This window comes from Bacillus sp. YH3-2-B2, assembly GCF_053663335.1.
This window is the reverse complement of the sequence record NZ_JBSJQE010000001.1, coordinates 370,284-382,496: the sequence shown is the minus strand read 5'-3', so window position 1 is coordinate 382,496 and position 12,213 is coordinate 370,284. Positions and strand designations below refer to the sequence as shown.

At 49.1% G+C, this 12,213-nt stretch carries 10 protein-coding genes; 2 read left to right on the top strand and 8 right to left on the bottom strand.

The window, feature by feature from the left end; all coding sequences use genetic code 11:
- Positions 1–3 precede the first annotated feature (3 nt).
- The 6 genes from ACWJJX_RS02130 to ACWJJX_RS02105 form a co-directional block, all read right to left on the bottom strand.
- A complete protein-coding gene (locus ACWJJX_RS02130; protein ID WP_454022691.1) occupies positions 4–1,623 on the bottom strand; it encodes a peptide ABC transporter substrate-binding protein in 1,620 nt (539 codons plus the stop codon).
- The gene (locus ACWJJX_RS02125; RefSeq protein WP_021493815.1) at positions 1,620–2,648 is read right to left on the bottom strand and encodes an ABC transporter ATP-binding protein; all 1,029 of its coding nucleotides are present in this window, start codon (positions 2,646–2,648) and stop codon (positions 1,620–1,622) included. The genes ACWJJX_RS02130 and ACWJJX_RS02125 overlap by 4 nt, the downstream gene beginning before the upstream one ends.
- 5 nt (positions 2,649–2,653) lie before the next feature.
- Positions 2,654–3,601 (bottom strand): ABC transporter permease, encoded by a 948-nt coding sequence (locus tag ACWJJX_RS02120; protein ID WP_024085201.1) that lies wholly within the window; start codon positions 3,599–3,601, stop codon positions 2,654–2,656.
- A 5-nt stretch (positions 3,602–3,606) separates the two neighbouring features.
- Positions 3,607–4,533, bottom strand: a complete 927-nt coding sequence (locus ACWJJX_RS02115) for an ABC transporter permease (protein WP_044053133.1) — start codon at positions 4,531–4,533, stop codon at positions 3,607–3,609.
- A gap of 14 nt (positions 4,534–4,547) precedes the next feature.
- Positions 4,548–5,372, bottom strand: a complete 825-nt coding sequence (locus tag ACWJJX_RS02110) for a M55 family metallopeptidase (RefSeq protein ID WP_007407248.1) — start codon at positions 5,370–5,372, stop codon at positions 4,548–4,550.
- A 155-nt stretch (positions 5,373–5,527) separates the two neighbouring features.
- Positions 5,528–7,087, bottom strand: a complete 1,560-nt coding sequence (locus ACWJJX_RS02105; protein ID WP_454022690.1) for an MFS transporter — start codon at positions 7,085–7,087, stop codon at positions 5,528–5,530.
- 288 nt (positions 7,088–7,375) lie between these two features.
- On the opposite strand from ACWJJX_RS02105, the gene htrA reads away from it, so the two are divergent.
- Together htrA and ACWJJX_RS02095 are read left to right on the top strand one after the other, a co-directional pair.
- A complete protein-coding gene (htrA, locus tag ACWJJX_RS02100; RefSeq protein ID WP_180992940.1) occupies positions 7,376–8,725 on the top strand; it encodes a serine protease HtrA in 1,350 nt (449 codons plus the stop codon).
- A gap of 100 nt (positions 8,726–8,825) precedes the next feature.
- Positions 8,826–9,002 (top strand): hypothetical protein, encoded by a 177-nt coding sequence (locus ACWJJX_RS02095; RefSeq protein WP_014417532.1) that lies wholly within the window; start codon positions 8,826–8,828, stop codon positions 9,000–9,002.
- Positions 9,003–9,088: 86 nt separating this feature from the next.
- Here the strand turns inward: ACWJJX_RS02095 and ACWJJX_RS02090 are convergent, their stop codons facing one another.
- Together ACWJJX_RS02090 and ACWJJX_RS02085 are read right to left on the bottom strand one after the other, a co-directional pair.
- The gene (locus ACWJJX_RS02090) at positions 9,089–10,060 is read right to left on the bottom strand and encodes a glycosyltransferase family 2 protein (RefSeq protein ID WP_454022689.1); all 972 of its coding nucleotides are present in this window, start codon (positions 10,058–10,060) and stop codon (positions 9,089–9,091) included.
- 11 nt (positions 10,061–10,071) lie between these two features.
- Positions 10,072–12,213, bottom strand: coding sequence for a glycosyltransferase family 39 protein (locus ACWJJX_RS02085; RefSeq protein WP_454022688.1), 2,142 nt, complete (start codon positions 12,211–12,213; stop codon positions 10,072–10,074).

The following is a 12,213-nucleotide window of genomic DNA, read 5'->3' as shown; positions in this document are numbered from 1 at the left end:
AGATCAGGACTTTTCCGCCCATTTCAGATCAATGTACCCGACGGGGTGCCGGACAATGCCCTTCACGCCGCTGTTCTGCAGATGCACCTGATTGTAAAAGTAAATCGGAATGATCGGAACCTCGTTCATGAGCAGCTTTTCCGCTTTATGCATGAGCGCAAAACGTTTTTTGGCATCGGCTTCCTGTTTTGCCTGCTTGATGCAGCCGTCGTATGCCGCGCTGCCCCAGCCGGTGCGGTTCATGGAATTATCCGTTTGGAAAGCCTCAAGAAAACTGATCGGATCTGCGTAATCCGGTAAAAATGAGCTTTGAGAGAACTGGAACTTCAGTCCTTTCTGCTCTTCTAAAAAGACGTTCCATTCCATATTGGCGAGCTTAACGTCTATACCGAGCACACTTTTGAGCTTCTGCTGAATCGCTTCCGCTATTTTCTTATGCTCCGGTTTTGTGCTGTATGTCAATGTAACGGCGGGCAGCTTGTCATAATGCTCTTCCGCCATGCCTTTTTCCAGCAGTTTTTTGGCTTCTGATTCATCCGGAGTTAGTAAACTGCCGCCCGCTTCGCGGAAATCTTTCCCGTCAGGCTGAGTAAATCCCGGGGATACAAAGGCATGTGCCGGCTTTTCACTGTTTTTGGTCACATAATCCGTGATTTCTTTCTGATCAATCGCTGCAGCGAACGCTTTTCTGATCTTTTCATTTTGAAACGGCTCCATTTTAACGTTAAAACGAAAGAAATAGAGTCCGGCCTGATCCCACGTGCGGACATTTTTTCCTCCCATCAGCTGCTCGCTCAGCTCTGCCGGCACAAAGGCGGTATCCAAATCCCCCGACTGGAACATCTGATAGTCGGTATTCCGGTCACTGACCATCGCCCATGTCACTTTATCCAGTTTCACCGTCTTTTTATCCCAATACGTCTCGTTTTTGACCATCGTCATGCTGTCGTCATGCTTCCATTCCGTCAGTTTGAACGGCCCGTTGCCGACAAAAGTTTTTGCTTCAGTGAACCATTTCGGATCAGCCTTGGCGACCTTCTCATTAATCGGGAAATACGCCGGATTGGACACGACGCTCAAAAAATAATCCTGCGGGGCCGCCAATGTGACGACAAGCGTTTTTTTATCCTTTGCCGTGACTTTCACGTCTTCTCGTTTGCCTTTTCCGCTGTTAAATTCTTCTCCGCCTTTGATCATGTAGCCGAGAAAAGCGGAAGATGCGCCCGTTTTCGGATCGAGCATCCGCTTCCAGGCGTACACGAAATCTTCCGCCGTGACGGGATCGCCATTTGTCCATTCGGCGTTATCACGGATATTGAAGGTATATGTCAGCTTATCAGCGGACACCTTCCAGCTTTCCGCCATGGCCGGTTCGGGCTTATTATCTTTTCCGAGCCTCGTCAATCCTTCCATGATGTTATTCAGCGGCTGCCAGGAAACATTATTAAATCCGATCGGCGGATCAAGTGAGGTCGGCTCATTTTCGTTATTGAGCCGCAGCACCGTCTCACCCCCCTGTTCTTTTGCTTTGCCGGGTTCTGTCCCCGCCTGTTCATTGGCTGTACAGCCCATCAGAGCAAACGAAACAACAGCAATCACACCGATCGCCCATCTCTTTTTCATTTCAATCCCCCTTTTTCCTCTGCTGCCGTCAGCTGCTGCTTCAGCCGCTCTGCACGGTGATCCTGAAGCCAGCAGTTGACGATATGGCTTTTGGATTTCACGGTTGTTGCCGGGTATACCTTTTCACAGACGATCATCCTGTCCGGGCAGCGGGCGGCAAACGGGCAGCCCGGCGGCGGATCGAATAAATCAGGCGGCGTCCCGTCAATCGGCGAAAGCTCACTATCCTCCATATCCAGCCGCGGCACTGAACGAAGCAGCCCCTTTGTGTATGGATGAGCCGGGCGGTAAAAAATATCATGCCTCGTGCCGATTTCGGCGATTTTCCCCGCATACATGACGGCGACTCTGTCGGCGGTCTGAGCGACGACGCCGAGATCATGGGTGATCAGAATAATAGACACGCCTGTTTTTCTTTGAATCTTCTTAAATAATTCAAGGATTTGTGCTTGAATTGTCACATCAAGAGCCGTTGTCGGTTCATCGGCGATCATAATTTCCGGCTCGCAGATCAGAGCCATCGCGATCACGATCCGCTGCCGCATGCCCCCGCTTAATTGGTGGGGGTACTGCTTCAGGCGGGATTTCGAGTCCGGGATACCGACCAGATCCAGCATGGCGAGAACCTCGGATTCAGCTTGTTTTCTTGTCATGGCGCGGTGTTCCAACAGCGCTTCTGAGAGCTGATCCCCTATGGTCAAAGTCGGGTTGAGCGCCGTCATCGGGTCCTGAAAGATCATAGAAATATCGCGCCCCCGGATTCCCCGCATTTCCCGATCCGACATTTGGCAAAGGTCTTTCTGTTTAAATTGTATGCTTCCGGATTCAATCTTTGCCGAATGTTTCGGAAGAAGACCCATCACGGCTTGTGACGTCACGCTTTTTCCGCATCCCGATTCACCGACGATCGCAAACGTTTCACCTTTATATAAATCGAAGCTGACGCCTCTTACGGCTTTTACAGTGCCTCCGTATGTTGAAAAAGTAACATGCAGATTTTGAACGGAAAGAACTTGCTGCGCCATTTTTCCTACCTCCTCAGTTTCGGGTCTAACGCGTCCTGCAAGCCGTCTCCAAGCACGTTAAACGCGTACATCGTTAAGGAAATGAAAAAAGCGGGAAAAAACAGCCGCCACCAATGGCCTGATAAAATCGCCGGAAGCCCGTCATTTGCCATGACTCCCCAGCTTGCAAACGGCGCCTGAATGCCGAGTCCGAGAAAACTTAAAAATGATTCCGCAAAAATCGCCGCCGGCACCGTCAGCGTCATTTGGACAATAATGGCTCCCATCGTATTCGGCAGCAGATTTTTCTTAATGATCCGAAATGTTTTCGCTCCAAACGTTTTCGATGCCAATACGTGTTCATCATGCTTCATCCTCAGCACCTGCCCTCTCACAATCCGCGCCATGCCGACCCATCCCGTCACGGTCAGAGCGACGATAATGGAACTGAGCCCCGGCCCCATCAGCACCATTAACAAAATGACAACGAGCAGATACGGCAATCCGTAGAGAACCTCGATGATTCTCATCATGGCGCTGTCTGTCCGGCCCCCTTTGTAGCCCGCGACGCCTCCGTAGATAACGCCGATCAAAAAGTCGATCAGCGCCGCCATCACACCGACAAATAAAGAGATTCTCGCTCCGTACCACGTTCTTGTAAACACGTCCCGGCCAAGTTCATCGGTTCCGAACCAGTGTGAAAAAGACGGCGGAAGATTCTGCTCGGCGAGCGTCTGCCTTGTCACGCTGTGCGGTGATATCAGCGGGCCGAACACAGCCGCTAGAAACAGGCAGCATAATATCACAAGTCCGGCCATCGCCAATTTGTTCTTTTTAAGCCGCCGCCACGCATCCTGACTGTAAGACAGGCTCGGACGCTTGACCGACTCGGTTTCACCCTTTCTTTCCGCGCCCGGCTGAAACCAGTCATCAGGCACTTCTGTGTGTTTTACCGTTTCTTGCGGGAGATTCATCAGGATCACCCTTTCTTATGAAGTTTTATGCGCGGATCTAACAGGCCGTATGCCAAATCAACCAGAAACAGCAGGACGATCAGAATCACACTGTAAAATACGGTCGTTCCCATGATGACCGGGTAATCGCGCTGATTGATGCTTTCTACGAAATATTTGCCCATTCCCGGTATGGCAAATATTTTCTCGATGACGAAGCTGCCCGTTAAAATACTTGCGGCAAGCGTCCCGAGGACGGTCACAACAGGCATAAGTGCGTTTTTCAATGCGTGTTTGATCACAATTTTGACGGGAGAAAGCCCCTTTGCTTTTGCCGTGCGGATGTAATCCTGAGTCAGCACTTCGGCCATGCTTGATCTTGTCAGCCGCGCGATAATGGCCATGGGACCGACGGCAAGCGCAACAGTCGGCAGAACCATGTGAACGGGACTCGTCCAGGTAGCTGCCGGAAACCATTTCAGATGAACCGCAAATTGCTGAATCAGCAGCGTAGCCATAATAAAATTCGGAATGGAAATCCCGAGCACCGCAAGGCTCATGGCCGCATAATCGAGAAAGCCGCCGCGCCTGAGAGCGGCCGTTATGCCGAGCGCGAGTCCGGAAATCACAGCGATGATGATCGCCGTTATCCCAAGCTCGAAGGAAACCGGAAATCCGCGTTCAAGCATGGCGTTTACACTGTCTGACGGTTTTTTGATTGAAGGACCGAAATCAAAGGTAAGAATGGATTTTAGATAGATGGCGTATTGAGTGATAAGAGGTTCGTTCAGATGGTAGTAGGATTCAAGATTTCGCTGGACCGCTTCGTTTGTGCCCCGCTCTTCGTTAAAAGGCGAGCCGGGTATCACTTTCATCATGACAAATGTCAGAGTGGTGATGACGAGGACGGTCATAATCATGGCGATAAAACGTTTGATAAAATACCGCAGCAATGCCGTTCACCCCTTTAACAGAATGTTGTTCTCATGGCGAGTTCTGTCATGACGAGCATGGCCTGATAGGCTTCCGGCATGTCTTTTGCCTGAAATTGAACGATTGTCGTTCCCGGGATGATTTCTGTGCCCGGCATTAAATGGGCCCATTCAGCCTGTCCGTAATTGGCAAATTCAATGCCTAATACAGGTCTTTCAGGCGGAGTCAGCGGTTTGACCTTATCTTTATTTTTGAGCGCATAGGCTGTTTTTTCCGTCAGGAGCCGTCCGGCTTTTTGAGGAGACAGGCATTTGACCGCAGTTCTTGAAATGGTTTGTTTGACGGCGGCAGTCGTCACATTCGGAATCAGCTCCTCCGCCTCTTTTGCGGCGCAATCATCTCCGGCAGCCATGATGACCGGTACATCGTAAAATCCGGCGAGATAGGCATTTAACCCCAGTTCACCGACCGGCTTATCATTTATGTAAAAGTGGCGGACGCCGAATATCATGCTGTGCGACATGACGCCCGGCATCGACGCTCTCGCATGATAGCCGATAAACATCACACCTGAATACGATTCATCAAGCCCCTGCATCATGGAAAACGGCTTGACATCCCCCGTAATCAGCTCTGCCTCAGGGTGAAGCTTTTCCGCGAGCAGATTATTCATCTTTGAGTGGCTGTCATTCACGGTCACTTCCGTGCATCCGTTATTAAACGCTTCTGCGATGCACCAGTTTGCTTCTTCGGTCATCAGAACCCTGCCGCGCTCATAATTGTGCATGCGGGAATTGACAAATGTTTCATCAGGCAGTCCGGAAATCCCTTCCATATCCACAGATAGATACAGTTTCATGTAATGCCTCCTTTTTTACTTAAAATTTCGATATTAAATTATGAATATTCTAACAAATTATATTAAAAAAGGATGAAACATGCAATATACCATTCTGCCATTATGGGAAAAAACAAACCCTTTTCACCGGGAAAAGGGTTTGCTGGTAGAAAAAGTTACATACCGTTTTTGTTTATAGGGTGACCCCGAAACTGTCTGACCGCACTTCTGTATTCGCGATCGGGAATGACCTGATGCCTGATCGGTCCAGGAGCCTGCGGCGAAGGCTCTTCAGCCGCCTGCTTACAGACGGCATGCGGTTTATGCGCCAGCTTATGTCCCATGCCGGTCGCATTCATGACAAATGATAAACACACTAAAAGCAAGCTTAAGATGAAAGCAATAAGAAACAAATCGCTGTATGTCCCCATCAGCAGGTCATGCGGCGATTGTGTGCCGCGCGCGCCCCGAAGCATGCCGGAAGCATCTCTTTTCGTAAAATACCCTATTAAAACAGGTGCGCCCATATAAATGAACAGCCTTAAAAACTGAACGGCCGTCATGCGTTTTACCAGTTCCGGAAGCGGTCCGCCCAACGCGGCGCCCATCAGTCCGGCTGCTACGATAAGCCCTGTCCCGGCCGCCAGCATCACGAAAAGCCCCGCAAATAGAATAAGGGGTATATGATGATCCGCCGTCATCCATTGGAAATTCACGAACACCAGTATAACAGAGCCTGTTATGCCGAGCATGCCCGGACCGACTTTATCATATGCTAATGCACTGATAACAGCGGCGATGGCCACGCCTCCCAAAAGGCTCGCATATAGGAATACCTGTTGAGTTTGTGACATGTGATATGCGGTCTGAAGCTCCCCGTGAAATGCAGAAAGACTGACCGCTATGGAAATACTGCCCGCAGCGATCATGAAAACACCCAGAATCGGCTTTGGAATCAGCATAAGTTTAATCGAAATCAGCGCATGTTCGTTTCTATACTGCATGATCAGCAAGATCAGAAGAATGACGATGCTTCCTCCAAATCCCGCCAATGTCTGCCATGATGAAAAGCCCCATTTCGGCAGATGAATAAATGTATAGGCGGTCAGCACGGCTGATACACCCGCTAACAGAAAACCGATGCCGTCAAATGGAGATTTTTCAGTATTTTTATGAGCGTCATCCCGCAGCCACATATAACTGAAAATGAGGCCGAAAAAAGACAGCAGGCCAAAAATGCCGAACAGCCAATGCCAATGGCCGGCGCTTGCCGCCGCCGTGCCTAAAACGGTCCCCATAATGACGGACCCGTAAAATCCGCCGATTAACACAAATAATGCGTAATTCCGGCGTTCAATCGGAAACGAAAGCACCAGCATCGGAATCATAATCATCAGCATAGTGCCCGCCGCAGCTCCCTGTAAAAAACGGCCCGCGGCGAGCGGATAAATATCATTTGTCACAGCAGCAAGCAGCGCTCCGATGACACCCGCGGCCATCGAAATCATATAGACAGGCCGGGAGCCGAATCTTTTTCTTAAATACGGCCCCGCCGGCACGAATAAGGCAAATGCCATATTACCGATAATAATCGGATGAAAAGAGTCAAAGTTTTCCCCGCCGACCGTCTGCCGGACAAGGCTTTGGACAGCCGAAAGAGCCGTATTCGACATCAGCCCCGGCCCGACCGCCAGCACAGCAAGCAGAGAAATGATCCAGTGATGTTTTTCTTTCATTTGACAGCTCCTTTCTTAACTATTTGACAAAGTGAAAAAGCTAACAGATTTCCCCCATTAGCTTGACAGAATTTTTTATATCTTTTCATGTGAAGGATTGAACATAATATCCCATTTATTATTTCAAATCCGATGGAAATTGTCAATATAAAGCGCCGCCGTCCGATTTCGTCTTTTTCACAATTTCCCACAATCTTTTCATTATTATCCCACACTTTTTGTTTAAGATGGAGTCAGTAATAATAGGCAAATCATGCTATGATGAAATAGAGAAACGGAGTGAACATGATGGATAACTATCGTGATGAAAATCGGACAGACCAAAAAGAACAGGAAGTCCTTTTAGTAAAAGAAAACCCGCAGCCGGCCGGATATTCCGCGCCGGATGAGGACAAGAAAAAACGAAGCTTCGGCTGGTTCAGACCGCTTCTCGGCGGAGTGATCGGCGGAGGGCTCGCCCTCGGCATCTATACATTTACACCGCTTGGAGACCATCAGACTCAAGATACTTCCAATCCGGCTCCCGCTCAGGAAACGTCATCGGTAACCGCTAAGCAGACATCTTCTGAATCCGGCAGCGGCAAATCGGCAAACAGCTCATCGGCAAATTCAAGCAGCATTTCGAATATGGTGGAAGACATTTCACCGGCGATCGTCGGAATCACCAATCTGCAAAAGCAGCAAAGCAGTTCCGATTTATTCGGATTCGGATCAAGCTCAGATTCAAACTCTAATGCATCGGGTGATGATGCGGAAACGGGATCGGGTTCAGGCGTTATTTTTAAGAAAGCAAACGGCAAAGCGTATATCATTACGAATAACCACGTGGTCGAAGGCGCCTCTTCCCTTAAAGTGTCATTATATGACGGCACCGATGTAACAGCTAAACTCGTCGGCAGCGACTCTCTGACAGACTTGGCCGTTTTAGAAATCAGTGATAAACACGTAACAAAAACGGCAAGCTTCGGCAGCTCATCCGCTCTCAGAACGGGTGAATCCGTCATCGCCATCGGTGATCCGCTCGGAAAAGACCTTTCCCGCACCGTCACACAGGGCATCGTGAGCGGCTTAAACAGAACCGTCTCGATCTCCACGTCAGCCGGTGAGTCAAGCATCAACGTCATCCAAACCGATGCCGCCATCAATCCCGGAAACAGCGGCGGACCGCTCTTGAATACAGACGGCAAAATCATCGGCATCAACAGCATGAAAATCAGCGAAAATGATGTAGAAGGCATCGGCTTTGCCATTCCGAGCAACGATGTAAAACCGATCGCCGAAGAGCTTCTCACGAAAGGACAGGTGGAGCGCCCTTATATCGGCGTGAGCATGATCGACTTGGAACAAGTGCCGCAAAACTATCAGGAAGGCACACTCGGCCTCTTCGGCAAACAGCTGAATAAAGGGGTTTACATTCGCGAAGTGGCGCAGGGATCCCCTGCTGCCAAAGCCGGATTAAAAGCAGAAGACATCATTATCAGCTTAAAAGGGAAAGAAACTGACACGGGCAGCGAACTTCGCAATATTCTCTACAAGAATACGAAAGTCGGCAGCACCGTTGACGTGAAGATTATCAGAAACGGCAAGGAAATGACGAAAAAAATGAAACTGACTCAAAAAGAAGAAACATCTTCTTAACAAAAATCCAAGGCAGCCGCCTTGGATTTTTTTATATACAGCTGAAACTTTAGGCCTGGATCAGCCGTATGACTCAGTGTACAAAGGAGGATACATACACATGAAACAAACTGGACTTTTGCTGGTCGTTACCGGCCTGATCTTGCTCCAGCTGAGCATTCAGCTTCCTCAGCAAAACGCTGCTTGGGGAATGACGCTTGGTGCAAGCATTTTACTGAACCTTTCGGGAACCGGACTGATCATGCGCTCTCTGCACACGCAGACCGGCCGCAGATGAATGAAAAAAGCCGCGGGACATTCTGTCATCCCGCGGCTTTTATTTTACATAAAAACACCCTGCCCGCTGGCCGGACAGGGTGTTTGTTAAGACATATGCTGGTCCCGATAAATCTTTTCGTTTTTCATACCGTACGCTTTTTGCACGATATAGAGCGGACGGTCTTTTGCTTCGTCATAAATCCTTCCGATATATTCGCCGATCATTCCGAGCATTAATAGAACGATGCCGCTGAATAACAGCTGTATCACAATCAGAGAGGACCAGCCCGTAATGGTGCTGTCTGTAAAAAGCTTCATGTATAAAACGATAAACATATAGAGAAAACCCGCTCCGGACATGAGCATTCCCGCATAGCTTGCCGCCTTGAGCGGTTTATGAGAGAACGTTGTGATCCCGTCCATGGAAAGCTTCAGCATTTTTTTAAGCGGGTATTTCGTTTCCCCCGCAAGCCGCTCATCTCGTTCATATTCTACAGCAGTCTGCTTAAAGCCGACCCAGCTGACGAGTCCTCTGACAAAAGGATTTTTTTCTTTTAATCTTTTCATCTCATCACAGACTTTTCTGTCCAGCAGGCGGAAATCCCCGGTGTCGAGCGGAATTTCAATATCAGTCACGCTCCGCAGCAGCCGGTAAAACAGAGAAGCCGTCTGTTTCTTGAAAAAGGTTTCTCCCTTTCGTTTCGTTCTGACGGCGTACACCACATCGTAGCCTTCTTTCCACTGTTCAATCATATCAAGGATTAATTCAGGAGGGTCCTGCAAATCGGCGTCAATGACGGCGATTGCATTCCCCTCTGCATAATCCATGCCCGCTGTGATCGCGATCTGATGTCCGAAGTTTCTGGAAAAATCAATAATTTTCACTCTCGGATCAATCAGACTTTGCTCTCTTAAAATCTCAATACTGCGGTCTTTGCTCCCATCATTGACAAAGATCAATTCATAATGCTCTTTTGTTTGATCCATGACTTCTTTCAGGCGCTGATAGGTTGTCTGAATGACGAGTTCTTCGTTATAAACCGGGACGACTATTGAATATTGAATATGTCTGCTCATGTTTTTTCCTCCTATTCATCAGATTGAAGTTCGTATAGTGAAGCTGACTGATTCATTCCGCCCGGCCCGCCGCTCATCCGGCTGTTTTTACCCGCGGCCCTGCTGCTTTTTGTATCAGCTGCATCATGATTTTTCGTTTTCTGATCTGTGCTTGATTGCCATTTGTCTGAAGATACTTTCTTTCCGTTTTTCTCAACCCATTCAACAATATCGTTGTTTCCGCCTTTGCCCATTCCGGATGTTAAGAAGTATTTTACTTTCCCTTCTTTTACGAGCTTTTTAAATTGAGTCAGCGTAATGGCCGGGTCAGACCCGCTGAATCCGCCGATCGCCATGACCGCTTTTTTCGTTTTTATAATGTAAGGCGCCGCTGTGTTGGAATCGGTTGTAGCAAATAGATAATCCGCTCCGGCGTTATGTTTCTCTAAATAGTTGATCAGTTTTGTATTGACAGATGCGTTATCCATTCCCATGCCTTTTCCGCCTGCTGACGCAAGCTGAGGGCCTGTTTCAGGCAATGAGCTGTTGCCTCCGTACAGAAGCGGTGTGCTCGCCCAATAAATCGGCATCACCATCAAGACGAGAAGGGCTGCAAGTGAAACATAGTAACTGAGCGGTTTTTGGCGCTGTTTGAATACGAACAGGGCGATTGCTGCCACTGCGCCGAGAACGCCTGCGCCGATGCTCCAGCCTGCGCCGATTTGATCATTGTAGTTTCTAAGGATAAACAGCTCAAATCCGGTTGTCACAAGAATAGCGGCCGGCAATAGCCAAGTTTTCCATCCCGCCTGCTTGCGGTACAGACGAACGAGGGCGACCCATCCCGCACCGGTAAGAGCAGCAATCGGAGGCGCCAGCATAATGAGATAATAATGGTGGAAAAATTCCGCCACACTGAAGAATCCGGCAATCGGCACAAGCCACGCTGCCCAAAAGATCGTTTCCTTCTGTTCTGCTGATAATCTTCTTCTTTCTCTCGCTCCGGCGATCAATAAACCGGCCAATCCAAAAATCGCAAACGGCAGGAGCCAGCTGATCTGATCAGATAATTCTTGTTGGAAGAGTCTCAGCGGACCGGGTGTTCCCGTACCGAACATTCCTGACCCTGACTGCATTTTCGAGCCGGTGCCTGTACCGCTTTTTCCTCCGCCAGGACCGCCTTTGCCGCCGTCTCCGCCGCTTGGAGGGCCTCCTTGACCGCCGCTTGGCATTTGTCCGTTAGATGGAGGTGCCGTCATACTGCCGGTTTGCGATTTGTCTCCGCTTGCTGACTGGCCGGGCGGTTTTTGCATTTGTGAAGAACCGCCGGAAGAAGACATCTCTTTCGATGCGTTTCCGTCGGGCCCGCCCTGGCCGCCGCCGGAACTTTGCCCTGTCAGCCGCTGAATCCCGTTATATCCGAAAGCCAATTCCAATACGGAGTTTGTCTGGCTGCTTCCGACATATGGCCTTTTGCCGGCAGGAATATTGTCAACAATGAGCGGCCATGACAATGAAACGGCTGCTAATACGGCCAGCGCGCTTACCAGTGAAATGATTTTTTTCTTAATCGTGGTATTTGCCGCCATCATATAGAACAGCAAGAAGGCCGGTAAGATCATATAAGCCTGAAGCATTTTTGTGTTAAAGCCTACTCCGACGACAAAAAATGCCGCCAAAAGCCAGATCAGTTTTCCTTTTCGAATCGCTTTAAAGAGAAGCCATGTGGCGAACAAGAGGAAAAAGACCAGTAACGCATCGACATTGTTTGTGCGCGCTACGGCTACAGCAATCGGCGTACACGCCATGACAGACGAAGCGATGCGCGCCGCCGTTTTTCCGAACGTCGGCTTTATTAATAAGTACATGAATAGAACTGAACCTACCCCCGCCAATGCCTGAGGCAGGATGACACTCCACCCGTGCATACCGAATATCAGCGCGCTGATCGTTTGAATCTGGTATGTAACAGGCGGTTTATCTACCGTGATAAATCCGGCTGCGTCAAATGAAGCGTAAAAGAAATTATGAAAGCTTTGAAGCATACTCGTTACCGCTGCGGTGTAATAAGGATTCACCGTATCGTCATTCCAGATGTTGTACATATTCAAGAATGCGGAAGCGAGTAAAATGAGGATTAAGACCGCGTCTATCTCGCGTTTTTTCATTTTCAC

Coding starts and splice junctions, on each gene's coding strand:
- ACWJJX_RS02110 (WP_007407248.1), bottom strand. CDS start 5,372: ATGAAACTGTATCTATCTGTGGATATGGAAGGGATTTCCGGACTGCCT.
- ACWJJX_RS02130 (WP_454022691.1), bottom strand. CDS start 1,623: ATGAAAAAGAGATGGGCGATCGGTGTGATTGCTGTTGTTTCGTTTGCT.
- ACWJJX_RS02090 (WP_454022689.1), bottom strand. CDS start 10,060: ATGAGCAGACATATTCAATATTCAATAGTCGTCCCGGTTTATAACGAA.
- ACWJJX_RS02125 (WP_021493815.1), bottom strand. CDS start 2,648: ATGGCGCAGCAAGTTCTTTCCGTTCAAAATCTGCATGTTACTTTTTCA.
- ACWJJX_RS02105 (WP_454022690.1), bottom strand. CDS start 7,087: ATGAAAGAAAAACATCACTGGATCATTTCTCTGCTTGCTGTGCTGGCG.
- ACWJJX_RS02095 (WP_014417532.1), top strand. CDS start 8,826: ATGAAACAAACTGGACTTTTGCTGGTCGTTACCGGCCTGATCTTGCTC.
- ACWJJX_RS02120 (WP_024085201.1), bottom strand. CDS start 3,601: ATGAATCTCCCGCAAGAAACGGTAAAACACACAGAAGTGCCTGATGAC.
- htrA (WP_180992940.1), top strand. CDS start 7,376: ATGGATAACTATCGTGATGAAAATCGGACAGACCAAAAAGAACAGGAA.